The 25,877-nt window shown below is 60.4% G+C and carries 21 protein-coding genes; 11 read left to right on the plus strand and 10 right to left on the minus strand.

Translation table 11 applies throughout. The features are described 5' to 3' along the window. Positions 1 to 251 precede the first annotated feature (251 nt). The 3 genes from KGA88_RS10070 to KGA88_RS10085 all read right to left on the minus strand — a co-directional run bounded on the left by KGA88_RS10070 (position 252) and on the right by KGA88_RS10085 (position 7,476). On the minus strand, positions 252 to 1,625 hold the full coding sequence (locus KGA88_RS10070; RefSeq protein ID WP_110658368.1) for a DUF3999 domain-containing protein: 1,374 nt from the start codon (positions 1,623 to 1,625) through the stop codon (positions 252 to 254). Continuing rightward, positions 1,622 to 4,795: a DUF2339 domain-containing protein gene (locus KGA88_RS10075; RefSeq protein WP_223590506.1), complete on the minus strand. Its 3,174-nt coding sequence runs from the start codon at positions 4,793 to 4,795 to the stop codon at positions 1,622 to 1,624. Before KGA88_RS10075 ends, KGA88_RS10070 begins: the two co-directional genes overlap by 4 nt. Positions 4,796 to 5,025: 230 nt before the next feature. Further along, positions 5,026 to 7,476: a glycogen/starch/alpha-glucan phosphorylase gene (locus KGA88_RS10085; RefSeq protein ID WP_110660760.1), complete on the minus strand. Its 2,451-nt coding sequence runs from the start codon at positions 7,474 to 7,476 to the stop codon at positions 5,026 to 5,028. Between the two features lie 256 nt (positions 7,477 to 7,732). Between KGA88_RS10085 and KGA88_RS10090 the strand changes: the two genes are divergently transcribed. Continuing rightward, positions 7,733 to 8,170 (plus strand): YkgJ family cysteine cluster protein, encoded by a 438-nt coding sequence (locus tag KGA88_RS10090; protein ID WP_095942315.1) that lies wholly within the window; start codon positions 7,733 to 7,735, stop codon positions 8,168 to 8,170. A gap of 191 nt (positions 8,171 to 8,361) precedes the next feature. Here the strand turns inward: KGA88_RS10090 and typA are convergent, their stop codons facing one another. Together typA and thiI are read right to left on the minus strand one after the other, a co-directional pair. Then, positions 8,362 to 10,182, minus strand: a complete 1,821-nt coding sequence (gene typA / locus KGA88_RS10095; protein WP_007989225.1) for a translational GTPase TypA — start codon at positions 10,180 to 10,182, stop codon at positions 8,362 to 8,364. A gap of 139 nt (positions 10,183 to 10,321) precedes the next feature. Continuing rightward, positions 10,322 to 11,776 carry a tRNA uracil 4-sulfurtransferase ThiI gene (thiI, locus tag KGA88_RS10100; RefSeq protein WP_056725781.1) on the minus strand — a complete coding sequence of 485 codons (1,455 nt, stop codon included), beginning with the start codon at positions 11,774 to 11,776 and terminating at the stop codon, positions 10,322 to 10,324. A 328-nt stretch (positions 11,777 to 12,104) separates the two neighbouring features. Here thiI and glnA point away from each other — a divergent pair, with 328 nt between their 5' ends. The 3 genes from glnA (at position 12,105) to KGA88_RS10115 (ending at position 14,898) form a co-directional block, all read left to right on the plus strand. Continuing rightward, positions 12,105 to 13,511, plus strand: a complete 1,407-nt coding sequence (gene glnA, locus KGA88_RS10105; RefSeq protein ID WP_008002929.1) for a type I glutamate--ammonia ligase — start codon at positions 12,105 to 12,107, stop codon at positions 13,509 to 13,511. Between the two features lie 254 nt (positions 13,512 to 13,765). Then, a complete protein-coding gene (locus KGA88_RS10110) occupies positions 13,766 to 14,281 on the plus strand; it encodes a DUF4124 domain-containing protein (RefSeq protein WP_110661867.1) in 516 nt (171 codons plus the stop codon). Beyond that, complete coding sequence (locus KGA88_RS10115; RefSeq protein ID WP_223590510.1) at positions 14,278 to 14,898, plus strand: DUF4124 domain-containing protein; 621 nt, start codon at positions 14,278 to 14,280, stop codon at positions 14,896 to 14,898. Before KGA88_RS10110 ends, KGA88_RS10115 begins: the two co-directional genes overlap by 4 nt. A gap of 48 nt (positions 14,899 to 14,946) precedes the next feature. Here KGA88_RS10115 and KGA88_RS10120 read toward each other — a convergent pair whose 3' ends face one another. Next, positions 14,947 to 15,105 (minus strand): hypothetical protein, encoded by a 159-nt coding sequence (locus tag KGA88_RS10120; RefSeq protein WP_223590514.1) that lies wholly within the window; start codon positions 15,103 to 15,105, stop codon positions 14,947 to 14,949. A gap of 23 nt (positions 15,106 to 15,128) precedes the next feature. On the opposite strand from KGA88_RS10120, the gene glnL reads away from it, so the two are divergent. Together glnL and ntrC are read left to right on the plus strand one after the other, a co-directional pair. Continuing rightward, the gene (gene glnL / locus KGA88_RS10125; RefSeq protein ID WP_223590517.1) at positions 15,129 to 16,214 is read left to right on the plus strand and encodes a nitrogen regulation protein NR(II); all 1,086 of its coding nucleotides are present in this window, start codon (positions 15,129 to 15,131) and stop codon (positions 16,212 to 16,214) included. Further along, the gene (gene ntrC, locus KGA88_RS10130) at positions 16,211 to 17,647 is read left to right on the plus strand and encodes a nitrogen regulation protein NR(I) (protein WP_034148556.1); all 1,437 of its coding nucleotides are present in this window, start codon (positions 16,211 to 16,213) and stop codon (positions 17,645 to 17,647) included. Before glnL ends, ntrC begins: the two co-directional genes overlap by 4 nt. Positions 17,648 to 18,191: 544 nt before the next feature. On the opposite strand, the gene KGA88_RS10135 is transcribed toward ntrC, so the two are convergent. Then, complete coding sequence (locus KGA88_RS10135) at positions 18,192 to 18,632, minus strand: hypothetical protein (RefSeq protein ID WP_110661870.1); 441 nt, start codon at positions 18,630 to 18,632, stop codon at positions 18,192 to 18,194. Here KGA88_RS10135 and trmL point away from each other — a divergent pair. Beyond that, the gene (gene trmL / locus KGA88_RS10140) at positions 18,631 to 19,086 is read left to right on the plus strand and encodes a tRNA (uridine(34)/cytosine(34)/5-carboxymethylaminomethyluridine(34)-2'-O)-methyltransferase TrmL (RefSeq protein WP_223590520.1); all 456 of its coding nucleotides are present in this window, start codon (positions 18,631 to 18,633) and stop codon (positions 19,084 to 19,086) included. The two genes, KGA88_RS10135 and trmL, sit on opposite strands and share 2 nt — an antisense overlap. Positions 19,087 to 19,218: 132 nt before the next feature. Here trmL and secB read toward each other — a convergent pair whose 3' ends face one another. From secB to KGA88_RS10155, 3 genes are read right to left on the minus strand one after another with little or no spacing between them, the layout of a single operon-like run. Beyond that, on the minus strand, positions 19,219 to 19,704 hold the full coding sequence (gene secB, locus KGA88_RS10145; protein ID WP_110659532.1) for a protein-export chaperone SecB: 486 nt from the start codon (positions 19,702 to 19,704) through the stop codon (positions 19,219 to 19,221). Positions 19,705 to 19,760: 56 nt separating this feature from the next. After that, complete coding sequence (gene grxC, locus KGA88_RS10150) at positions 19,761 to 20,015, minus strand: glutaredoxin 3 (protein ID WP_110659531.1); 255 nt, start codon at positions 20,013 to 20,015, stop codon at positions 19,761 to 19,763. Position 20,016: 1 nt separating this feature from the next. Beyond that, on the minus strand, positions 20,017 to 20,430 hold the full coding sequence (locus tag KGA88_RS10155) for a rhodanese-like domain-containing protein (RefSeq protein ID WP_110659530.1): 414 nt from the start codon (positions 20,428 to 20,430) through the stop codon (positions 20,017 to 20,019). 152 nt (positions 20,431 to 20,582) lie between these two features. Between KGA88_RS10155 and gpmI the strand changes: the two genes are divergently transcribed. The 4 genes from gpmI (at position 20,583) to KGA88_RS10175 (ending at position 25,792) form a co-directional block, all read left to right on the plus strand. Then, positions 20,583 to 22,112, plus strand: coding sequence for a 2,3-bisphosphoglycerate-independent phosphoglycerate mutase (gene gpmI, locus KGA88_RS10160; protein WP_110659529.1), 1,530 nt, complete (start codon positions 20,583 to 20,585; stop codon positions 22,110 to 22,112). Between the two features lie 252 nt (positions 22,113 to 22,364). Next, complete coding sequence (locus KGA88_RS10165; RefSeq protein ID WP_110659528.1) at positions 22,365 to 23,660, plus strand: murein hydrolase activator EnvC family protein; 1,296 nt, start codon at positions 22,365 to 22,367, stop codon at positions 23,658 to 23,660. A 34-nt stretch (positions 23,661 to 23,694) separates the two neighbouring features. Next, positions 23,695 to 25,014 carry a S41 family peptidase gene (locus KGA88_RS10170; RefSeq protein ID WP_110659527.1) on the plus strand — a complete coding sequence of 440 codons (1,320 nt, stop codon included), beginning with the start codon at positions 23,695 to 23,697 and terminating at the stop codon, positions 25,012 to 25,014. Between the two features lies 1 nt (position 25,015). Continuing rightward, a complete protein-coding gene (locus tag KGA88_RS10175; protein WP_223590523.1) occupies positions 25,016 to 25,792 on the plus strand; it encodes a divergent polysaccharide deacetylase family protein in 777 nt (258 codons plus the stop codon). Positions 25,793 to 25,877 lie beyond the last annotated feature (85 nt).

The raw sequence follows: 25,877 nt of genomic DNA on the forward strand, positions 1-25,877 counted from the left end.
GGCTAAAAACCCGCGCAGTTTAACGCGAGTCGGGGCGCATTTCCTCCTATCAGACGTGATCGGCCGAAGAGAGTTCATGCGCGGGGTTGAGCGTAGATGGAAATGGGCCGCGCGTGGAGCTCGGATGGATGGCAAATTTCGATATCTTCGGTGATCGGCAGACCGTATTCGCGAGCAAGCCCGCTCCCACACTGGATCTGCTTCGTGGCACAAATGGTGTGTGCACAGTTGGTCCAATGTGGGAGCCTTCTTCAGGGTTTGGCAGGGGGCTTGCGCAGCAAACTGAACGCCATCGCCGCCAGGAACACCACGCAGAGCAACAACACCGCCCACAAGCCGAATTTCTTCCAGTTGGTGTCGATCGGCGCAGACGTGGCGCCTTTCGACGGTTGAATAGCCACCGCCCCGACATCCACCATGGCCCGCCCCAAAGTCGCGAGTTTCGCCGGGCTGTAATCCGGAATCAGCGTCGACAGCGGCAAGTTCGCCGCCTTCGCCGTCGCATTTCCCACGACCAGCGTGTAGGGCCCCGGCCCGCGCGCCAGGAACACCAGTTGCGTGGCGCGCACGGCAAACTTCAGCGTCGGTACCTGATCACCCAGGCCGCCGCCACGTTCGTCCACGGTCAGTTTCAATTGCTGGACGATTTGCCCTGACAGCGGCAATTCGTTTTGCACCACGTCCTGATCGTTCTGGGACAGGCGATAGAGCAAACCGCTGCCCAACGACTGCCATGGCAGGCTGCTGTCGCGCCGACCGGCCAGGCTCACCGGCGCCAGGCTGTTGGGCTGGCTCAACTCGACCCGCACCCGCTCGACATTCAGCCCCATCGGTAACTGCCAGGTGTATTCACCCGCCTTCACGCTGCCGCCGGCCAACGCCTGGGACCAGACCAACGGTAGCGGCAGGCTGCGGCTGCTGGCGCTCTGCAGTTGCGCCGAAGTCAGTGTCGGTGCCGAATGTGGTGTGATCCACAGCAACCGCAAGTAGCGCGCCGACTGGCCTGGCAGGTCGACTTCATGCTGCTCGACCCGCTCGTCGGAAAAAGTCAGGCGCGCCACCTGTCCTTCACCCCAGGACTGCCAATGCTGCAAATCGTCGCTGGCTTCGACGGTGAAGCGCTGGAAGCCGTCGCGCTCGCTGGTCCAGTCGAGAATCAACTGCTGCAACGGCGCCTTGATCGCAGAAGCATCGAGCAGCCAACCGCGCAGCTCCTCCTCCCCCGCCTCCAGCTGACTGGAGGGCTGCACCTCGACCAAGGTGCCGTTGGCGCTCGATTGCACCCGCACGCTCGGCACGGTTTCAGTGGCGTCCACCGAGTTGTACAACGGAAACCATTTCACCTCGGTCAGGGTGCGCGTTTCACTGTTCTGCGCCGACTCCCGGGCCAAGGCATAAGCCTGGACATCGCCCACGGCATTGAACACACGCACATCGCTCAGATCGGCCTGCCGCGCATTCAGTTGCACACTCAGTGGCAACTCAAGGCGATACCAAGGGCCTTCGCCCGTTACCGACAAGGGCACCCGGGTGGTGAAGTCCGCCGGTTTTTCCAGGGCAACCGCCGACAGCACCACACCCATGGCAACGGCGCCCAACCAACCCAGGTTCAGCTTCTGACTCAAGACGACACTCCTTCGGATTCCGCGACCGGTTTGCCGGCATCCGGCACAGCTTCGACGCGCTTGGGCGGCAGCGGGGCGAAATAGCCCACCACCAGCAGCAGCACGCCAACGCCAATAAACGACACAATCCGCGCCAGCCCGCCGCGATTACTCAATTCGACAAAGAACAGCTTGGCCACGACCACGCCAATCAAGGCGGCGCCGATCAGCCAGACTTCGCGGCGTCGACGCAAATGGCCGCCGACCATCAGGCCCAGGGCCATCAAGGTCCAGACGATGGAAAGGCCCGCTTGCACCCGCATCGATTCCAGCAACGGATCCAGCTCGAACGGCACCCCGCTCCAATGGTGCGCCGTGCGCATCACCAGCGCGGTAAAGAACACGAACAGCGAGGCACCTGCGACCCCTTGCGTGGCGAAGGCGGCGTAATCCTTGCGGACTGCCAGTTGTGGCATGGCGCTGCGCGACCAGACATAGACGCCGAACAACGCGAACAACAGCCCCAGCTCCAGCGGGTTGATCAATGGCACATAGGGCAGTGGCTCGGCGTTGCCGTCACTGGCGACATTCGCCAGCCAGAACCAGCCGAGCATCAACAACGCCAGCGGCGCAGCGGCGTATACACGGTATTCGCGTGGATAGGCCGAGACGGGCCAAGGCCATGTGCGAGGTGCCGCCATCAGCACCAGATACAGACTTGGCAGGATCGCCCAACCCAACCAGCGCCAGGCGTTGTATTGCTCGGACAAAACCAGCAAGGCGTAACGCAGCTCCAGAGCCAGTACCCCCATCAATAGCCAGCAGCCGAGCACATGGGCGACGCTCGTCACAGGTGCCGGCAACAGGGGGGCCAAGCGCCGCAGGGCGATGAAATGCACGACGAACACCGCAATCCACGCCAGCCAGCCGAAGCTGGCCGCCGGGTGATAACGCGAGTGCCAGGCGGCGAGCAGCACCAGCGCTGCAGCGGGAATCAACGCCATGCAGAGTACGCCCAGTGACGGCCATTGCAGGCGCAGCGCCAACACCGCCCACAGCGCCGCACTCACGGCGGCGATGCCCAACAACAAGGTCGCCTGCATCGGCAGCGACGCAAAATGCACCACTTCGATGACCCAGGCCAACGCCCACCAGCCTGCGCCCCACACCAGCAACGCCTGGGACAATCGCAACAGGCTCAGTCCTTCGAGTGCTGCGAGCGAATGGCCAATCTGCAATCGCCAGGCGCCGACCATCGCCGCCAGCCCCAGCACCAGCGGCGCCCAGAACCCGGCATGGGCCAAGGGATTAAGGCTTTCACTGAACAGCGGCCCCGTCGCCAGGAACAACGCGCCAGCCAACAGTTGCACAGCAAGCGCGCTGAACACGAACGTTCGCGATCGCAGGTGCAAGCCAATCAACAACGTCAGCACCCCGGCCAGGGCCCAACTGATCACCGTGCCGTGGCTGAAGAAGAACAGCGGCGCCAGCAAATAGAGAAACGCCAGCCCCAGGCAAGCCAGTACCGGCAAGCCATGCAGTTCCCAAGGCCGGATCTGTTCCGGCAAGGCTTTACGCAACTGGTAGAAACTGAACAGCAACGCGACGCCCAACAACAGCGCACCTAACGGGACACCGCCGAGCAGGCTGCTTTCGCTGTTGTGCAACTCGCTGAGAAACGTCAGTGCCGAACCCAGTTGCAGGAGCAAGGCAAAGGCCCGCGCCAAGGGTCTTTGCTGACGCAGACCGAGCCAGAAGATCCCCGCGCCCTCCACCGCCCACGCCGCCGTTGTCCAGCGTGCATCGAGCCCCAGCGGAATCGCCAGGCTGGCGAAGATCACCCCCAAGGCCAGGCAGGTTTCCCCCAGCAACAGGGTGCGTCCGACCATCAGCCAACGGGCGAGCCCCATGTAAATCATGCCCAGCGCCAAGGCACTGAACGCCGCGGCGAACTCCAGGTGCTGCACCAGCGTGAACTGCAAGCCGAAACCCACCAACGGCGGGCCGAACAGCAGTGTGCCGTCGACGTAGTCACCCTTGCGCGCCGACCACTGCAGCAGCGCTTCGCGACTGCTCTGTTGCGGTGCATCGCTCATTTGCATCAACTTGCGTCGGGCGTACAGCAGACCAATGACCAGGTACATCAGGAAGAACACAATCAGAAACGGCTCGGTGCTCCACAGCAACTCCGGTGAGTAAGAGCGCAAACCCCAGGCGAAACCGATGCCGAAGGTGCCGGTGAAGCCGATGACATTCAACAGCCGCCAGGCCTTGAACCAGGCAATGGCGAGGATGCCGGCGTTGAGCAAGATGAAATAGCTGAACAGCGCGACGTGGCTGCCGGCGCCGGTGGAGGCCAGGATGGGCGCGGCGAATCCGCCCAGTGCGGCAGCGGCGGCCAACCCCAGGGAGTCCTGGGTAATGGCGAGAATCGCCGAACAGATCGTCACCGCCACCAGCAGGCCAAACGCCGCCGAGGGATCAAGCAGCGGATGCAGGCGCATCGCGGCAAACACCGTCAGGTACAACACGGCGATCCCGGTGCCCTGCAGGATCAGCGCGTAACTGCTGTTGCGCGCTCGCAACCACCAACCCAATCCGAGCAACCCCAAGGCTGCCACCGCAACGCCTGCGTAGCGCAACTCAAGCGGCACCACCACACCCTCGGTGGCGTAGCGCAGCAAAAAGGCCAGGCCGAGGAACAGCAACACCACGCCGACCCGCAACACGGTATTGCCGCCAAACAACCAGGCACGGGCGCGGCTGATCGCGCGGTCGATGAGGTTCGGGCCACGCGGTTGCGCGTCGCGAACGCTCGGCTCGTGCCTCCAGGCATCGGCGGGCTGCGGACTGTTGGTTTCGGTGGCTGCTGCAGCAATCGGTTCGAGTTCCGGCGGCAGTTCCCAGACCAACTCTCGGGCTGCGGCAGGTGTTTCATCAAGGTAGGTTTCAGGCGATGCCAGCGGTTCGGTGGTTTCCGGCGCCTTGACGCCTGACGCTTCGAGCGCCGCCAGCCGTTGCTCGACCGCTTGCAGCAGGCGTTGCTGCTCCACCGCTCGGGCGTCCATGCGCGTTATGCGAATCGCCTGGCCGATACCCAATCCGAGTAACGCGCCCAGCAGCGCATCGCTGAAAGACTCGTCGAGAATCCAGCCGAGCACCAGCCCGATCAGCATGAAAATCCATTGCATGGTTGATATCCCTAAGCGGCCCCATCATGAGGCAAGTCCGGGTGTAAAGCCTCAGTCTAGTGGCCAGACACCCGGAATCCAGTGCACCTCCACCCCCATGTGGGAGCGGGCTTGCTCGCGAAAGCGGAGTGTCAGGCAACAAAGATGTTGGCTGACACGCCCTCTTCGCGAGCAAGCCCGCTCCCACAGGGGGTGGAGGTGGCGCTTAGTATATCGACCAGGGCGTAAAACTACTCCAGCGCCTTCCAGATCTCCGTGGCGTACTCGCGAATGGTCCGGTCAGACGAGAACCAACCCATCCGCGCCGTGTTCAACACCGCTGAACGCCACCACTCCTTCGAATCGTGCCAATGGGCCTCGACGCGCATCTGCGCATTCCAGTAGGAATCGAAATCGGCGCAGACCAGGAAACGGTCGTAATCCACCAGCGAATCGATCAGACCGGTGTAACGGGACGGATCATCCGGCGAGAACACCCCGCCACGAATCGCTTGCAGCACATCGTTCAGACGATGGGACGCGGCAATATCCGGTACCGCGCTGAACTCATGGTTCTGCTTGCGCGCTTCCACCTGCTGCGCGCTGAGGCCGAAGATGAACATGTGCTCGGCGCCGATGCGATCGCACATTTCCACGTTGGCCCCGTCCAGGGTGCCGATGGTCAGCGCGCCGTTCAGGCCGAACTTCATGTTGCTGGTGCCTGACGCTTCGAAACCGGCGGTGGAGATCTGCTCGGACAAGTCCGCCGCCGGAATGATGCTCTCCGCCAGGCTGACGTTGTAGTTGGGCAGGAACACCACTTTGAGCAAGCCGCGCACGGTCGGGTCGTTGTTCACCACACGGGCAATGTCGTTGGTCAGCTTGATGATCAGTTTGGCCTGGTGATAACTCGCGGCAGCCTTGCCGGCGAAAATTTTCACCCGTGGCACCCAGTCGATTTCAGGTTCCGCGCGGATCGCCTGGTACAACGCCACGGTGTGCATCAGGTTGAGCAACTGGCGTTTGTATTCGTGGATGCGCTTGACCTGCACATCGAACATCGCCGCCGGGTTGACCGCCACGCCCAGCCGCTCATGGATCAGGTACGCCAGGGCTTTCTTGCTGTGCAGGCGCTGCTCGGCAAATGCCTTGCGGAATGCACTTTTCTCGGCGAACGGTTCGAGGGCGAGCAAACGCTCTTCCGGGTTATCCAGTACTTCGGGCCCGAGGGTGTCGACCAGCATCGAGGTCAGCTCCGTGTTGGCCTGATACAGCCAGCGACGGAAGGTGATGCCGTTGGTTTTGTTGTTGATGCGATCCGGGTAGAGCTTGTGCAGTTCGGAGAACACCGTCTGGCGCATCAGTTGCGTGTGCAGCCCGGATACACCGTTGATGCTGTGGGAGCCGAGAAACGCCAGGTTGCCCATGCGCACTCGGCGACCGTTGTCTTCCTCGATCAGCGACACCGCGCGCAGTACGTCGAAGTCGTGAATGCCTTTGGCCCGGAGCGAGTCGATGTGATGGGCGTTGATCAGGTAAATGATCTGCATGTGCCGCGGCAACATGCGCTCCATCAAGCCGACCGGCCAGGTTTCCAGCGCTTCGGGGAGCAATGTGTGGTTGGTGTAGGACAGCGTATCGACGGTGACCTGCCACGCTGCATCCCACGCCACGTCATACACGTCGACCAGTTGCCGCATCAGTTCAGCCACGGCAATCGAGGGGTGAGTGTCGTTGAGCTGGATCGAAGCGTGATCGCCCAGGGTCAGCACCGAGGTGTGCATGTTGCGATGACGGCGCAGCAGGTCCTGCAACGAGGCGGCGACGAAGAAGTACTCCTGGCGCAGGCGCAACTCCTGGCCGGCCTCGGTGCTGTCCGCCGGGTACAGCACCCGGGAGATACTTTCGGCCCGGGCCACTTCGGCCACGGCGCCCAAGTGGTCGCCGGCGTTGAAACGCTCCAGGTGCAGATCTTCCATGGCCCGGGCGCGCCACAGGCGCAGCGTGTTGACGCTCGCCCCGCGCCAGCCGACCACTGGCGTGTCGTAGGCAATGGCCCGCACGGTTTCCGCCGGGTGCCAGACCTGCCTGGACTTGCCGTTTTCATCGGTCACGGTTTCGACGCCGCCGCCAAAACCGATCGGGTACACCACCTCCGGCCGCTCAAACTCCCAGGGATTGCCGAAATCCAGCCAGTGCTCGGTCTGCTCCTGCTGCCAGCCGTCGACGATCGCCTGGCGGAACAACCCGTGTTCGTAACGAATACCATAGCCATGACCGGCGATGCCGAGGGTCGACATGCTTTCCAGGAAACACGCCGCCAGGCGCCCGAGACCGCCGTTGCCCAGGGCTGCATCGGGCTCCAGCAAGCGGATGCGCTCAAGGTCGACGCCGAGTTCGGTCAGGGCTTCGCGCGCCACGTCGAGCAGGCCGAGGTTGCTCAGGCTGTCGAACAGCAGGCGACCGATGAGAAACTCCAGGGAGAGGTAATAAACGCGCTTCTGGCCTTTACGGTAGATCTGCCGCGTATGGTCCATCCAGTGCTCGACCATGTGGTCCCGCGCGGCCAGGGCAATGGCTTCGAACCAGTCATGGTCGAAGGCGTGATCCGGGTCTTTACCCACTGCATAAGTGAGTTTGGTCAAGACGGCGTCGCGGAATGCGGCCACCTCTGCTTCGCGAACAAGTGGTTCTTGAGTCATCGATAGGACCTCGAGCGAGCTTGGAGTTGTCTGAGCCTAGACGGTCTGACAGGCGGTAGAGGCTCTGGTTCGGCAGTTTTTCCCTTGAAGACGAGCTGGATCGACTTTGCGTTGTCATGTGCCTGAATGAATGCAGGGCCCGTGCCGATTTTCCGGCTGTTTGCACCGTCTGCGAAAAAAACTGGCGAAAGGTTGTTCAAAAATCCACCAGTCCCGGTATGATCGCGCGCCCTGATGCACACGCTGGTAACAAACGATGATGAAGCCGAACCTGATCGCTGCCGCAGAGATCGACCGCCTCGATACCTGGGCCAAGTACTCTGCCCCGATGTGCGGCTCGTGCATGTCCAGCTGCTGCACCCTGCCGGTCGAGGTCAAGATCAAGGATCTGGTCCGTATCGGCGTGGTCGATGAATTCGAGCTGGGTGACCCGCCAAAGAACATCGCCAAGCGCCTGCAAAAGGAAGGTTTGGTCGAGCGCTTCAACCAGAAGTCAGGAATCTTCACCCTCCAGCGCATGAGCAACAACGATTGCTACTACCTGGATCGTAAGAGCCGTCTGTGCACTATTTATGAAAAGCGCCCGGATACTTGCCGCAACCACCCGAAAATCGGCCCGCGGCCGGGGTATTGCGCGTACAAGCCGAAGGAAGTGGAGCGCGAGCGGAGTTCGCGGGCGATTGAGCGGTTCTGATATTTCCTGATTTCTGCGGCGACTGATCAGCCCTCTTCGCGAGCAAGCCCGCTCCCACATTGGAATGCGTTTCCCCTGTGGGAGCGGGCTTGCTCGCGAAGGGGCCAGCACAAACACCGCACAAACCCCAGACAAACAAAAACGCCCCCGGCCTTTCGACCGGGGGCGTTTTCGTTAAGCCAGGCTAAATCTTATGCCTTGGCTTTCTTGGCAGCGCGGGTACGCTCGCTTTCGTCAAGAATTTTCTTACGCAGGCGAATCGACTTTGGAGTCACTTCGCACAATTCATCGTCCTGGATGAATTCCAGAGCCTGTTCCAGGGTGAAGCGAACAGGTGGAACCAGGGCGATGGTTTCGTCTTTACCCGAAGCACGCATGTTGTCGAGCTTCTTGCCCTTGGTAGGGTTAACGCCCAGGTCGTTGTCACGGCTGTTCAGACCAACGATCTGACCGTTGTAGATTTCCTGACCGTGTTCTACGAACAGCTTGCCACGCGCCTGCAGGGTTTCCAGGGAGTAGGTCAGTGCCTTGCCGGTTTCAACCGAAACCAGAACGCCGTTCTGACGGCCGGACATGTCGCCGGACTTCATCACGTCGTAACGGTCGAAGATCGAGGTCAGGATGCCAGCACCGTTGGTCAGGGTCAGGAACTGGTTACGGAAACCGATCAGACCACGAGCAGGGATGTTGTATTCCAGACGTACACGGCCCTTGCCATCCGGCACCATGTTGGTCAGGTCGCCCTTACGCAGGCCCATCTCTTCCATCACCTTGCCCTGGGATTCTTCCGGCAGGTCGATGGTGACGTTTTCGAACGGTTCGTGCTTCACGCCGTCAACCAGACGGATGATCACTTCCGGACGGCCTACAGCCATTTCGAAGCCTTCGCGACGCATGGTTTCGATCAGAACCGAGAGGTGCAGCTCACCACGGCCGGAAACCTTGAACTTGTCAGCCGAGTCGCCTTCTTCAACGCGCAGTGCAACGTTGTACAGCAGCTCTTTGTCCAGACGTTCCTTGATGTTACGGGACGTCACGAACTTGCCTTCTTTACCGCAGAATGGCGAGTCGTTTACCTGGAAGGTCATGGAAACGGTTGGCTCGTCGACGGTCAACGGCTTCATCGCTTCAACGGTGTCCGGGTGGCACAGGGTGTCGGAGATGAACAGCGAGTCCATACCGCTGATGCACACGATGTCGCCTGCTGCAGCTTCTTCAACGTCTACACGGTGCAGACCGTGGTGACCCATCAGCTTCAGGATACGACCGTTGCGCTTCTTGCCGTCGGCGCCGATAGCGACAACCGGGGTGTTCGGCTTGACGCGACCACGAGCGATACGGCCAACACCGATAACACCCAGGAAGCTGTTGTAGTCCAGTGCGGAGATCTGCATCTGGAACGGACCTTCACGGTCAACAGCCGGCGCGGGTACGTTGTCGACGATCGACTGGTACAGCGGGGTCATGTCTTCAGCCATTTCGGTGTGGTCCAGACCGGCAATACCGTTCAGGGCCGAGGCGTAGACGACTTTGAAGTCCAGCTGTTCTTCGGTAGCACCCAGGTTGTCGAACAGGTCGAAGATCTGGTCCAGAACCCAGTCCGGACGCGCGCCTGGACGGTCAACCTTGTTGATGCACACGATCGGACGCAGGCCGGCTTCGAAAGCCTTCTTGGTCACGAAACGGGTTTGCGGCATAGGGCCGTCTTGAGCGTCAACCAGCAGCAGAACGGAGTCGACCATCGACATTACGCGTTCAACTTCGCCGCCGAAGTCGGCGTGGCCCGGGGTGTCCACGATGTTGATGTGGTAGCCGTTCCAGTTGATGGCGGTGTTTTTCGCCAGAATGGTAATACCGCGCTCTTTTTCCTGGTCGTTGGAGTCCATCACGCGCTCGTCGTTGAGCTCGTTGCGCTCCAGGGTGCCGGATTGACGCAAGAGTTTGTCTACCAGGGTGGTCTTACCATGGTCAACGTGGGCAATGATGGCGATGTTGCGTAGATTTTCGATCACTTGTGTATCTCGATCAGAGGATTCGGTGTGCTGACAAGTCTTGGCAGCGATTAACAGTAGCGTCCGTGAAAGCCGTTACAGCTTGACGGTGGCATCGGGGGGCCGGTGACGCAGGCCACAGGCAAACAGCCCCGGGCACTTAGCTCGGTCGATAAACGCGCACATTGGCATGCCCCTCACTGAGCAAATGGTGGGCATGCAGGCGACTCATCACGCCTTTGTCGCAATACAGCAGGTACTGGCGAGTAGGGTCCAGTTCCTTGAAACGAGCGTTCACTGCATAAAACGGCATCGTTTGTACCTCGATGCCAGCAAGGTCCAGCGGGTCGTCTTCAGCGGCATCCGGGTGACGGATGTCGATGACGATCTGACCGGCCAGCGCTTCGCTGACTTCTTCAATCTGCAAGTCCTGGCCCAATTCGTCGATCACGCGATCGATCGGCACCAGCTTGGCGTTTTCGAGCGCACGCTCGAGTACCGCCATATCGAATTCTTTCTCTTCGTGCTCGACGCGGTGGCGCTTGGCCGCGGTCTTCGGATTGACCGAGATGACCCCGCAGTACTCCGGCATGTGCCGGGCGAAATCGGCGGTGCCGATCTCGTTGGCCGTGTCGATGATGTCCTGCTTGTGCGCGACGATCAGTGGACGCAGGACCAGCTTGTCGGTCACGCAATCGATCACCGACAGGTTCGGCAACGTCTGGCTCGACACCTGGGAGATCGCCTCACCGGTGACCAGCGCATCGATGTGCAGTCGATCGGCAATCTGGGAGGAAGCGCGCAACATCATACGCTTCAATACTACGCCCATATGACTGTTATCGACTTTGCCGAGAATTTCGCCCAGTACTTCCTCGAACGGCACACTGACAAATAGCACGCGTTGGGAGCTGCCGTACTTCTTCCAGATGAAATGCGCGACTTCCATGACGCCCAATTCGTGGGCACGTCCGCCCAGATTGAAGAAGCAGAAATGCGCCATCAGGCCGCGGCGCATGATCTGGTAGGCCGCCACGGTGGAGTCGAAACCACCGGACATCAGCACCAGCGTCTGCTCCAGGGCGCCCAGCGGGTAGCCGCCGATGCCATTGTGCTGGCTGTGGATCACGAACAACCGTTGGTCGCGAACTTCGATCCGGACTTCAATTTCAGGCTTTTTCAGGTCGATCCCGGCGGCACCACACTGACGGCGCAACTGGCTGCCGACATATTTTTCGATATCGATCGAGCTGAATGGGTGCTTGCCGGCGCGCTTGCAACGCACTGAAAAGATCTTGCCGGCCAGTGCATCACCGTAGTGCTGCTTGCACTTTTCAACGATGTCGTCGAAATCGCCCAGCGGGTATTCGTCGATTTGCAGGAAGTGCGCGATGCCCGGCATGCAGCTCAGGCGCTCGCCCATCTCCTTCAGGGCCTTGGGGTCGCTGACGCGGGTTTCCAGCTCGAGGTTGTCCCACACGCCGTTCACCACCACAGCCGGGTCCAGATCGCGGAGCACGGCACGGATGTTCTTGGCCAACTGACGGATGAAACGCATCCGTACCGGGCGGCTCTTGATGGTGATCTCGGGGAAGACTTTTACGATTAATTTCATGGAAACAGCGCGCGCGAGGCCTGCCGAAAAAGGGGGGCGCGGATTATAGCGGAAATTGCTCAAGGTTTAACCAGTTAATGTGCAGAAGGTTTTGCGCGCACCAAAACAGGTCACTTACTGAAATAAACGCCACATTGTAGGGCGCGTTTTTCCGCTTTAAGGTGCTTTTCCGCCTGACAGGCGTGAAATTGGGGCAAAAAACCCATGGTGGGGCACTGGCATGCAATTTGCTCCCTTGTGAGGCAGGTTGCCTTGGCAGAGTATTCGCGCCGGCATCACCCACATTTAAGGGCATCCACTACTAGCCCGAAGCCACCCGGAGGACACTATGTCGAAGTCGGTTCAACTCATCAAAGATCATGACGTCAAATGGATTGATCTGCGCTTCACGGACACCAAAGGCACTCAGCACCACGTGACCATGCCGGCTCGCGATGCGCTGGATGACGACTTCTTCGAAGTCGGCAAAATGTTCGACGGTTCCTCCATCGCTGGCTGGAAAGGCATCGAAGCCTCCGACATGATCCTGATGCCGGACGACTCCACCGCTGTTCTGGACCCGTTCACCGAAGAGCCGACCCTGATCCTGGTCTGCGACATCATCGAACCTTCGAGCATGCAAGGCTACGACCGCGACCCACGTGCGATCGCCAAGCGCGCTGAAGAGCACCTGAAGGCCACCGCTATCGGTGACACCGTATACGCCGGTCCAGAGCCAGAGTTCTTCATCTTTGACCAAGTGAAGTTCAAGTCCGACATTTCCGGTTCCATGTTCAAGATCTACTCCGAACAAGGTTCGTGGATGTCCGACCAGGACATCGAAGGCGGCAACAAGGGCCACCGCCCAGGCGTCAAAGGCGGCTACTTCCCGGTTCCACCGTTCGACCACGACCACGAAATCCGTACCTCCATGTGCAACGCACTGGAAGAAATGGGCCTGACCGTCGAAGTTCACCACCACGAAGTGGCAACTGCCGGCCAGAACGAAATCGGCGTCAAGTTCAACACTCTGGTGAAGAAAGCCGACGAAACCCAAACCCTGAAGTACGTCGTGCACAACGTTGCTGACGCTTACGGCCGCACCGCGACCTTCATGCCTAAGCCTCTGTACGGCGACAACGGCTCGGGTATGCACGTGCACATGTCCATCTGGAAAGATGGCAAGAACACCTTCGCTGGCGAAGGCTATGCCGGCCTGTCCGACACCGCGCTGTACTTCATCGGCGGCATCATCAAGCACGGTAAGGCCCTGAACGGCTTCACCAACCCGGCCACCAACTCCTACAAGCGTCTGGTTCCAGGCTTCGAAGCTCCAGTGATGCTGGCCTACTCGGCTCGCAACCGTTCCGCTTCGATCCGTATTCCTTACGTGTCGAGCCCGAAAGCCCGCCGTATCGAAGCACGTTTCCCGGATCCGGCTGCCAACCCGTACCTGTGCTTCGCCGCACTGTTGATGGCTGGCCTGGACGGCATCCAGAACAAGATCCACCCTGGCGACGCAGCTGACAAAAACCTGTACGACCTGCCGCCTGAAGAGGCGAAAGAGATCCCACAAGTTTGCGGCAGCCTGAAAGAAGCCCTGGAAGAGCTGGACAAAGGTCGTGCGTTCCTGACCAAAGGCGGCGTTTTCAGCGACGACTTCATCGACGCTTACATCGCCCTGAAAAGCGAAGAAGAAATCAAGGTACGTACCTTCGTACACCCACTGGAATACGAGCTGTACTACAGCTGCTGATCCGGTAGCGCCGCGACACGCGGCGTGACAAAAAGAGGCCTCCTTCGGGAGGCCTTTTTTATGCCCATACAAAGATCAAATGTGGGAGCGGGCTTGCTCGCGAAAGCAATCTGTCTGACACATTGATCTTGAATGTGCCGGCGCCTTCGCGAGCAAGCCCGCTCCCACAGGGGATCTCAAATGTTTCGCGGCTTGGGGAAACCACCAAGCCTGGCCTATGCTGCAACCCAACATTTTCGCTTGCGGTCGATTCCATGGGTCGTGGTTTTTTCTTCATCCTGCTGCTGATCGCCCTGCCCGCCGCGGCGCAGATCTACAAGTACACGGACGCCAACGGCGCTACCGCCTACAGCAATCAACCGCCTGACGGCGTCAGCGCCCAAGCGATCGACTTGCCGCCCCTCAACAGTGTCGAACGCCAGCCTCAAGGCGAAAACGCACCCACTGCTCAAGCCACTGGTAATGAACAGCCCCACAAGACCTATGAAGTGCTGGAGCTGACCGGCCTGCCCACCCGCGAAGCCCTGCGCGCCAACAACGGCACGTTCACCGTAACGGTACTGATCAAGCCGCGCCTGCAAGCCCCCCACCTGTTGCGCCTGCTGCTGGACGACCAGCCCTACGGCCAGCCAGGCAATGTGCCGACTCTGCAACTGGTGAACATTGATCGCGGCGAACACCGCCTCGCCGTACAAGTGATAGATGGCGAAAACGTTGTGCAGCAAAGCCCCACCACAAGCGTCACCGTGCAACGAGTGCACACGCCATGAAGACCTGGCTGCTGATCGCCTTCTTCATCGCGCTGCCCGCATCGGCGGAGGTCTTTACTTACGTTGACCCCCAAGGCAATCGGGTTTTCACCGATCGACCCAAGCCCGGTAACGTCAAGCGGGTGCCGCTGAGCAAAAGCAATCAATTGGCTGCCCACCCCATCACGGCCGCGCCCTTGATCGCAGCAACAACGGCCGAAGAGCAACCGGCATTCCACTACGACCTGCTGCGGATCCTGGTACCGGAGCCAGACGCGACCATCCGCGACAACGCTGGCGAAGTCATCGTCAGCGCCACCAACGAGCCCGGCCTGCAACCCGGTCACCGCTACCGGCTGCTGCTCGATGGCCAACCCACCGCCGAGCCCGGCCTGAGCCCGGTGTTCCCGTTGAGCAACATCGATCGCGGCAGCCATACCCTGTCCGTGGAAATCCTCGACGAACAGGGGCGCATCGTCGAACGCACCGCCAGCCAACCCTTCCATATGCAGCGCACATCCCTCGCCCAGAAGCGCAAGATCAAACCCTGCACCCTCGATGACTACGGCCAGAGGCCGGAATGTCCCCTCAGCGACAAGCCCGCCGAAGAAAAAAATCCTTTCCAGCGCCTTTTTTAACCTCGTTCAGGTTTGCGCACTATATTGGTGCAATTGCTTGCACCGTACTCACATTGCAACCCATTTTGGTTCGAAACTACCCGCGAAAGCTGGCAAAGCGCCACGCAAACGAGCGTCAAACGCCCGTTTCAGGCCTTTAGCGCTTCTTTTCGGAGCCTTGGTTTGGTTTTTGCATTTTCCCCGCATCAACGCTTGTTTCTTGCGCATGCTCCGCCCCAAAAGAGGTCCCGATGACCATTAGCGACGCACTCCACCGTTTGCTACTCGACAACCTCACCACCGCCACCATCCTGCTCGACGCCGAACTGCGCCTCGAGTACATGAACCCAGCGGCGGAGATGCTGCTGGCCATCAGCGGTCAGCGTAGCCATGGGCAGTTCATCAGTGAACTGTTTACCGAATCGACCGAGGCGCTGAACTCGTTGCGCCAGGCAGTCGAACAAGCGCACCCGTTCACCAAGCGCGAAGCCTTGCTCACCGCCCTCACTGGCCAGACCCTGACCGTCGACTACGCGGTTACGCCGATTCTGAGCGATGGCCACACGATGCTGCTGCTCGAAGTCCACCCTCGTGACCGCCTGCTGCGGATCACCAAGGAAGAAGCACAGCTGTCCAAACAGGAAACCAGCAAGATGCTGGTGCGCGGCCTGGCCCATGAAATCAAGAACCCCTTGGGCGGGATTCGCGGCGCGGCTCAATTGCTGGCCCGGGAGCTGCCGGAAGAAAGCCTGCGCGATTACACCAACGTCATCATCGAAGAAGCCGACCGCCTGCGTAACCTGGTGGACCGCATGCTCGGTTCCAACAAGCTGCCTTCACTGGCCATGTGCAATGTCCACGAAGTGCTTGAACGGGTCTGCCATCTGGTGGAAGCCGAAAGCCAGGGCTGCATCACCTTGGTGCGCGACTACGACCCAAGCATTCCTGACGTCCTGATCGATCGCGAGCAAATGATCCAGGCGGTGCTGAACATCGTGCGCAATGCGATGCAGGCCATCAGCAGCCAGAACGAGCTGCGCCTGGGCCGCATCAGCCTGCGCACCCGCACCATGCGCCAGTTCACCATTGGCCACGTACGCCATCGCCTGGTGACCAAGATCGAGATCATCGACAACGGCCCGGGCATTCCCGCGGAACTTCAGGAAACCATCTTCTTTCCCATGGTCAGCGGTCGTCCGGACGGTACCGGGCTGGGCTTGGCCATTACCCAGAACATCATCAGCCAGCACCAGGGCCTGATCGAATGTGACAGCCACCCCGGCCACACCACTTTCTCGATCTTTCTGCCACTGGAACAAGGAGCCACATCGACATGAGCCGTAGTGAAACCGTGTGGATCGTCGATGACGACCGTTCTATCCGTTGGGTCCTGGAAAAAGCCTTGCAACAGGAAGGCATGACCACGCAAAGCTTCGACAGCGCCGATGGCGTGATGAGCCGTCTGGCGCGCCAGCAACCGGACGTGATCATCTCCGACATCCGCATGCCCGGCGCCAGCGGCCTGGACCTTCTGGCGCGGATTCGCGAGCAGCACCCCCGGCTGCCGGTGATCATCATGACCGCTCACTCCGATCTGGACAGCGCTGTCGCGTCCTATCAGGGCGGCGCCTTCGAGTACTTGCCCAAACCGTTCGATGTGGACGAAGCGGTGTCGCTGGTCAAACGCGCGAACCAGCACGCTCAGGAACAGCAAGGCCTGGAAGTCCCGGTCGCCTTGACCCGCACCCCGGAAATCATCGGTGAAGCGCCGGCGATGCAGGAGGTGTTTCGCGCCATCGGCCGCCTGAGCCATTCCAACATCACCGTGCTGATCAACGGCGAGTCCGGTACCGGTAAGGAACTAGTGGCCCACGCCCTGCACCGTCACAGCCCGCGAGCCGCTTCGCCGTTCATCGCGCTGAACATGGCGGCGATCCCCAAGGACCTGATGGAATCCGAACTGTTCGGCCATGAAAAAGGCGCCTTTACCGGCGCGGCCAACCTGCGGCGCGGGCGCTTCGAACAGGCGGACGGCGGCACGCTGTTCCTCGATGAAATCGGCGACATGCCGGCAGACACCCAGACCCGCTTGCTGCGCGTACTGGCTGATGGCGAGTTCTACCGCGTCGGCGGTCATGTGCCGGTGAAGGTCGATGTGCGCATCATCGCCGCGACTCACCAGAACCTGGAAACCCTGGTGCATGCCGGGAAATTCCGCGAGGACCTGTTCCATCGCCTCAACGTGATCCGCATCCATATCCCGCGCCTGTCGGACCGTCGCGAAGACATCCCGACCCTGGCCAAGCACTTCCTCAGCCGCGCCGCCCAGGAGCTGGCCGTCGAGCCGAAGCTGCTGAAAAGCGAAACCGAGGAATACCTGAAGAACTTGCCGTGGCCAGGCAACGTGCGGCAGTTGGAGAACACCTGCCGCTGGATCACGGTGATGGCTTCGGGTCGCGAAGTGCACATCGGCGACCTGCCGCCGGAACTGCTGAGCCTGCCACAGGATTCGGCACCCGTGACCAACTGGGAACAGGCCCTGCGCCAGTGGGCTGACCAGGCACTGGCCCGCGGCCAATCGAGCCTGCTCGACAGCGCCGTGCCGGCCTTCGAGCGGATCATGATCGAGACCGCCCTCAAACACACCGCTGGTCGCCGCCGTGATGCTGCGGTTTTGCTGGGCTGGGGGCGTAATACCCTGACCCGCAAGATCAAGGAATTGGGGATGAAGGTGGATGGCGGGGATGATGACGAAGGGGATGAGGGCTGATCAGCCCTAAGTTATTCGCTGTCAGTTACATCCAATCGCGGGCAAGCCCGCTCCTACAGTTGATCGGTGGTGAACACATTAATTGTGATCATCATAAGACACTGTGGGAGCGGGCTTGCCCGCGATGCTTTTCAGGGCCGGCGTGCACCGACTGAATGCACCGTGAACCGCAATCGCGCACGACAACCGATCCGAAACCCCGTCTGCATTCGCTATCGAACCCCTATCGAAAAAACACGAAAGCCCCGGATTACGGGGCTTTCGGCGTTTTTTGTTTCGCAATGTTAAAACTTGGCACGCCCCCTGCAATAACCCTTTCAAGTGAATCAGTTCACCTACCCAGTTTCGGGGACCTTGGTACAGGCAGGCCGGGGATTCCCCTCTTTACACCGGGCTCACACCGCAACCGCGACGAGCCCAGCCGTTTTGGGGCCCTTGATACAGGCAGGTCAGGGGTTCCTTCTTTACACCCGGCTCACACCGCACTCGCGACGAGCCTGCCGTTTTGGGGACCTTGGTACAGGCAGGCCGGGGATTCCCTCTTTTATTGCTCCCGGAGAAGGATCTCCAGCCGCCAGCGGTCATCGACCTCGCTACCGGCCCACTCGCCCTGCAGGGGCCGGGCCGCCACCAGCGTCAGCAACAACCCCCCATCGCTCAAACGTACCCGCCAGTTCACGTCCTTGCCGTCGAGCTTGAGCTGGCCTTTCTGCGCCTTGCCCTCGGCGCCAAACAGCAGCGCGACACTGCCGTCGACGATTTCGCCGTGGGTCTTGGGTTCGTTGTTGAACCACACCACCAGTCCGTCGCCGGTCACTTCAACCTGCTGCAACTGACTGGGGTCTGGCGTGGTCAGGCGACCGATCATCATCCCGACCATCACCCCGACAATCGCCAGCGAGCCCATCACCCGCAGGAATAGTTTCGAACGCACGCCTGCTTGCGGCGTAGAATGCCCGTCATCTTTACCTTCGGAGCCGTGCATGTTTCACGTCATCCTTTTCCAACCAGAAATTCCGCCGAATACCGGCAACGTTATCAGGCTGTGCGCCAACAGTGGCTGCCACCTGCATTTGATCGAACCGCTGGGCTTCGAGATGGACGACAAGCGCCTGCGCCGGGCCGGCCTCGACTACCACGAGTATGCCACCCTGCAACGCCACGCGGACCTTGCCAGCTGCCTGGAGAGCCTCGGCCATCCTCGGCTGTTCGCGTTCACCACCAAGGGTTCGCGGCCGTTCCACGATGCCAGCTTTGCCCCGGGTGATGCGTTTCTCTTTGGTCCGGAAAGCCGGGGCTTGCCCGCCGAGGTACTCGATGCCCTGCCCAGCGAGCAACGCCTGCGCCTGCCGATGCGCGAAGGCTGCCGTAGCCTGAACCTGTCGAATACCGTGGCCGTCGCCGTTTACGAAGCCTGGCGTCAGAACGACTTCAAATAACACCGCATAACAAATGTGGGAGCGGGCTTGCTCGCGAAGGGGTCATCAGCTTCAACATGAATGTTGACTGAAAAACCGCTTTCGCGAGCAAGCCCGCTCCCACATTGGACTTGCTTCGACGCTCAAAAATGCTTACTGAACGGTCGGAGTCTCGCCAGCCGCCTGCATGCGTTGCAGCTCTTGCGCGTACAGCGCATCGAAGTTCACCGGAGCCAGCATCAGTGCCGGGAACGAACCGCGGGTCACCAGGCTGTCCAGGGTTTCGCGAGCATACGGGAACAGGATGTTCGGGCAGAACGCACCCAGGGTGTGGCTCATCGAAGCGTCGTCCAGGTTCTTGATCAGGAAGATCCCGGCCTGTTGCACTTCAGCGATGAACGCCACTTCGTCACCGTTTTTCACGGTAACCGACAGGGTCAGCACGACTTCGTGGAAGTCGGATTCCAGCGACTTTTGACGGGTGTTCAGATCCAGCGCGACGCTCGGCTCCCACTGCTGGCGGAAGATCGCCGGGCTTTTCGGAGCTTCGAAGGACAGGTCACGCACATAAATGCGCTGCAAGGAGAATTGCGGTGCAGTTTCTTCTTCGTTCGCAGCAGTGTTCTGTTGGTCAGTCATCGCAGATCCTTCTTGATCCAGGGTTCTTTTAGGTTTGCTGGTTTGGGGTATTGCCGTCAGGCCTTGAGCAGCGCGTCGAGCTTGCCGGCGCGCTCCAGGGCGAACAAATCATCACAACCGCCCACGTGGGTGCTGCCGATCCAGATTTGCGGCACGGACGTACGTCCGGCCTTCTGGGCCATCGCAGCGCGCACCTGCGGCTTGCCATCGACCTTGATCTCTTCGAAGGCCACGCCTTTGCTCACGAGCAGATGTTTGGCCCGGGAACAATAACCGCAGTAATCGCTGGAATAGACGACGACGCTACTCATATCACTTCACCAACGGCAGATTGTCGGCTTTCCAGCTGGAGATACCGCCGGACAGCTTGGCGGCGGTGAAGCCGGATTTCATCAATTCGCGGGCGTGGGTGCCGGCGGTCTGGCCCATGGCGTCGACCAGGATGATGGTCTTGGCCTTGTGTTTTTCCAGCTCGCCAACGCGGGCGGCCAGTTTGTCCTGGGGAATGTTCACCGCACCGACAATGTGACCGGCGGCGAAATCCTTGGTTGGACGAATGTCGATCACCACGCCTGCGTCCTTGTTGACCAGCCCGGTCAGTTCGCCGGTGCTCAGGCTACGGCCGCCGCCCTGCATTTGGTAGGCAATCAGCAACGCCAGCAGTACGACGAAGATACCGACGAGAATGTAGTGGTTAGTGGCGAATTCAATCAGGTGAGCAACCATCGAAGGAGGTTCCAGGGCGTTAAAATGTCGGCCAGTATACACAGCCACTATGGTGGGCCAAACCCCGTCCGGCGGTGACGTGGCCGGAACTTCGCTTTAAACTGCGACTCCCTTTTCCATTGCCCCTTTTTACTTAAGCCAGAGCGGATTCCATGACTACCACGCCTAAACCTTTGGTCCTGATGATTCTCGACGGCTTCGGTCACAGCGACAATCCCGAATCCAACGCCATTTTTGCGGCGAAGAAGCCTGTACTGGACCGTCTGTGGGCCACCGTGCCGAACGGCCTGATCTCGGGCAGCGGCATGGACGTCGGCTTGCCGGACGGCCAGATGGGCAACTCCGAAGTCGGCCACATGAACCTCGGTGCCGGTCGCGTGGTGTATCAGGACTTCACTCGTGTCACCAAATCGATCCGTGACGGCGAGTTCTTCGAGAACCCGACCATCTGCGCTGCCGTGGACAAAGCCGTCGCCGCCGGCAAAGCCGTGCATTTCATGGGCCTGCTGTCCGATGGCGGCGTGCATAGCCACCAGGATCACCTGGTCGCCATGGCCGAACTGGCCTTCAAGCGCGGCGCGCAAAACATCTACCTGCACGCCTTCCTCGACGGCCGCGACACCCCGCCGAAAAGCGCGCAATCGTCGATCGAGCTGCTCGACGCGACCTTCCAGGCCCTGGGCAAAGGCCGGATCGCCAGCATCATCGGCCGTTACTTCGCCATGGACCGCGACAACCGCTGGGACCGTGTGTCCCAGGCCTACAACCTGATCGTCGACGGCCAGGGCGAGTTCAACGCCGCCACCGCCCAGGAAGGCCTGCAAGCAGCTTACGAGCGTGGCGAGAGCGACGAATTCGTCAAGGCCACCTCCATCGGTGAGCCGGTAAAAGTCGAAGACGGCGATGCCGTGGTGTTCATGAACTTCCGCGCCGACCGCGCCCGCGAGCTGACCCGCGTATTCGTCGAAGACAGCTTCAGTGAGTTCGAGCGCGCGCGCCAGCCGAAACTGGCCGGTTTCGTCATGCTGACCCAATACGCCGCGAGCATCCCTGCGCCATCGGCCTTCGCCGCCGGCAGCCTGGAAAACGTGCTGGGCGACTACCTGGCGAAAAACGGCAAGACCCAGCTGCGCATCGCTGAAACCGAAAAATACGCCCACGTGACGTTCTTCTTCTCCGGCGGCCGCGAAGAACCGTTCCCGGGCGAAGAGCGCATCCTGATTCCGTCGCCAAAAGTCGCCACCTATGACCTGCAGCCGGAAATGAGCGCACCGGAAGTCACCGACCGCATCGTCGACGCCATCGAAAACCAGCGTTACGACGTGATCGTGGTCAACTACGCCAACGGCGACATGGTCGGCCACAGCGGCGTGTTCGAAGCGGCGGTCAAGGCGGTTGAATGCCTGGACCTGTGCGTGGGTCGCATCGTCGATGCCCTGGAAAAGGTCGGTGGCGAAGCGTTGATCACCGCCGACCACGGTAACGTCGAGCAAATGGCCGATGAATCCACCGGCCAGGCGCACACCGCACACACCACCGAGCCGGTGCCTTTCATCTATGTTGGCAAGCGCGATTTGAAAGTTCGCGAAGGCGGGGTTCTGGCGGACGTGGCGCCGACCATGCTGAAGCTGTTGGGCCTCGAGCAACCGGCGGAAATGACCGGGACTTCGATTCTGGTGTAACCCGGTCGAACAAACACTGAAATACCCTTGTAGGAGCTGGCTTGCCAGCGATAGCAATTTGACTGTCAGCATCTATGTTGACTGATCCTCCGCCATCGCTGGCAAGCCAGCTCCTACAGTGTTTGTGGTGGTTTTGAAGGCTAAATCCCCACACACTTCCCTCCAGTTATCACACAGTCAGAAATGGGCATTTTTTTTGCCGCCCATGGCGGGCATACTAGGCCGTCCCTTTCCCTGGTGCCGCCCGCCTCTATGCTTCGCGTCCTGATAGCCCTAGCCCTGACATGCCTGCTCCAACCGGCCTTTGCCGACGAGCGCGCAGAGACCCAACAACAGTTGGACGCCACGCGTCAGGACATTGCCGAGCTGAAGAAACTGCTGGGCAAGCTGCAGGAAGAAAAGTCCGGCGTGCAGAAAGAGCTCAAGGGCACCGAAACCGAAATGGGCAAGCTCGAGAAGCAGGTCGAAGCCCTGCAAAAAGAGCTGAAGAAAAGCGAAGCCGAGCTGCAGCGACTCGATGCCGAGAAAAAAAAACTCCAGAGCGCGCGCACTGAACAGCAACGACTGATCGCCATGCAGGCCCGGGCGGCCTACCAGAACGGTCGTCAGGAGTACCTCAAGCTGCTGCTCAACCAGCAGAATCCGGAAAAATTCGCCCGCACCCTCACCTATTACGACTACCTGAGCCAGGCCCGCCTGGAGCAGTTGAAGAATTTCAACGAAACCCTGCGCCAACTGAGCAATGTCGAAAAAGACATCGCCATGCAGCAGGCGCAATTGTTGGTGCAGCAAAGCAGCCTCGACACCCAGCGTGGCGAACTCGAGAAAGTTCGCCAGGAGCGCCAGCAAGTCCTGGCCAAACTCAATGACGACGTAAAGGCTCGCGATCAGAAACTGGCGGCGCGCGAGCAGGATCAGGCAGACCTGTCTAAAGTCCTTAAAACCATTGAAGAAACTCTGGCCCGCCAGGCCCGTGAGGCGGAAGAAGCGCGACAAAAAGCGCTGATTGCCCAGCAGGAAGCCGAAAAAAAGCGTTTACGTGAGGCCCAGGCGCAGGCAGATGCCAGCGACGACGCCCCACGCAAACCAGTCAGATCGACACCTGGCGCACTGGTTTCCAGCTCCGGCGAGACCTTTGGCGGCCCGTTTTCTTCAACCCGCGGCAAACTTCCCTGGCCTGTCGATGGTCGATTGCTGGCGCGCTTCGGTGAAAGCCGTGGCGATGATGCACGGACCAAGTGGGATGGCGTGATGATCGGCGCGTCTGCCGGCAGTGCGGTGCATGCCGTACACGGTGGTCGCGTGGTGTTCGCCGACTGGTTGCGCGGCGCCGGGCTGCTGGTGATTCTCGACCACGGCAATGGCTATTTGAGTTTGTACGGTCACAACCAGACGCTGCTCAAGTCTGCAGGTGACGTTGTAAAAGCCGGTGAGCCTATTTCCACTGTCGGTAACAGTGGCGGGCAGGACACACCAGCACTGTATTTCGCAATTCGTCAGCAGGGTCATCCGAGTGACCCGGCGCAATGGTGCCACGCGCAAGGATAGGCGTTGAGTTACCTACATTAGGAGTTCGTTCGACATGCTGCATTTGTCCCGCCTTACCTCGCTGGCCCTGACGATCGCCCTGGTGATCGGCGCGCCTCTGGCGTTTGCCGCTCAACCAGCCCCGGCGGTTGCGCCGGCGGGCACTGCCGCGACCACCAAGGCGCCACTGCCGCTGGACGAGTTGCGCACCTTTGCCGAGGTGATGGACCGGATCAAGGCCGCTTATGTCGAACCGGTGGACGACAAGACCCTGCTGGAAAACGCCATCAAGGGCATGCTCAGCAACCTTGATCCGCATTCGGCCTACCTCGGCCCTGAAGATTTCGCCGAACTGCAGGAAAGCACCAGCGGTGAATTCGGTGGTCTTGGCATCGAAGTCGGCGCCGAAGACGGTTTCATCAAGGTGGTTTCGCCCATCGATGACACTCCAGCCTCCAAGGCCGGCATCCAGGCCGGCGACTTCATCGTCAAGATCAACGGCCAGCCCACCCGCGGCCAGAGCATGACCGAAGCCGTGGACAAGATGCGCGGCAAGATCGGCGAAAAAATCACCCTGACCCTGGTACGCGATGGCGGCCCGCCGTTCGACGTGACCCTGGCCCGCGCCGTCATTCAAGTGAAGAGCGTGAAGAGCCAGTTGCTGGAATCGGGCTACGGCTACATCCGCATCACCCAGTTCCAGGTCAAGACCGGCGAAGAAGTCTCCAAGGCCCTGGCCAAACTGCGCAAGGACAACGGCAAGAAGCTCAAGGGCATCATTCTCGACCTGCGCAACAACCCGGGCGGCGTGTTGCAGGCGGCGGTGGAAGTGGTCGACCACTTCATCACCAAGGGCCTGATCGTTTACACCAAGGGTCGCATCGCCAACTCCGAGCTGCGCTTCTCTGCCACCGGCAAGGACGAAAGCGAAGCCGTGCCGATGGTCGTGTTGATCAACGGCGGCAGCGCCTCGGCTTCGGAAATTGTCGCCGGCGCCCTGCAGGACCAGAAACGCGCCGTGCTGATGGGCACCACCAGTTTCGGTAAAGGTTCGGTGCAAACCGTGCTGCCGCTGAACAATGATCGCGCCTTGAAGATCACCACGGCGCTGTATTACACGCCGAACGGCCGCTCCATCCAGGCCCAGGGCATCGTCCCGGACATTGAAGTGCGCAAGGCCAAGATCACCAGCGAGCAGGACAACGAGTACTTCAAGGAAGCTGACTTGCAGGGTCACCTGGGCAACGGCAACGGCGGCGCCGACAAACCGACCGGTTCCAGCGGCAAAGCCAAGCCGATGCCACAGGACGATGATTACCAATTGGCCCAGGCCCTGAGCCTGCTCAAAGGGCTGAGCATCACGTCCGGCCGTTGAGATGTTTGTGCGGTTGCTGATCGGTCTGTTGTGTTGTCTGGCGGGTGTTGCTCACGCAGAGCCCGCCGGATCGACGCCTCACAAAGCCTACCTGAGCCTGATCATCGATGACCTGGGGCAGAACCTGCCCCGGGATCGCCGCGTGCTGGCCCTGCCCGGCCCGGTGACGGCGGCGATCATGCCCGATACCCCCCACGCCAGCGAATTCGCCCGCGAAGCCCACAAAGCAGGCAAAATCGTCATCCTGCACATGCCCATGGACCCGGCTACCGGCCCGTTCGCCTGGCATCCTGAACTACCCATCGAAGAACTCGAAAAGCGCCTCGACGCCGCGTTCAAAATGGTCCCGTACACCAGTGGCATCAACAATCACATGGGCAGCCGCATGACTGCCCAGCGACCGGCCATGGCCTGGCTGATGGCCGAACTGCAGCGGCGACACAAGCTCTTCGTCGATAGCCGCACCAGTGCGCAGACTGTCGCGGCGGCCGAGGCACAGAGGATCGGCCTGGCGAGCGTTTCGCGGGATGTTTTTCTCGATGATGAGCCAACGGAAGCGGCGATCCTCATACAGCTACAGACGGCAATCAGTCTTGCGCACAAACAGGGTTCGGCGGTGATGATCGGTCATCCGTACCCGCAGACACTGGCGGTGCTGGAGCGGGAGCTGCCCAAACTGAAGGCCCAGGGGATTGAGTGGATTGATATCAAGCAAATGATCAGTGTGCGCGGCAACCGGGCAACCGCCGCCCATGGCAAAGACGGCATTTACAGATAAAAACCTCCATAACCTATAAATAATTACCGCCAGACGCCTGGTCCATTTCCCGATAGTGCGAACTCCACAGTTCGAGGCTCTCCCG

Origin of the sequence: Pseudomonas sp. A-R-19, assembly GCF_019956575.1 — a bacterium.
Classification (GTDB): Bacteria; Pseudomonadota; Gammaproteobacteria; order Pseudomonadales; family Pseudomonadaceae; genus Aquipseudomonas.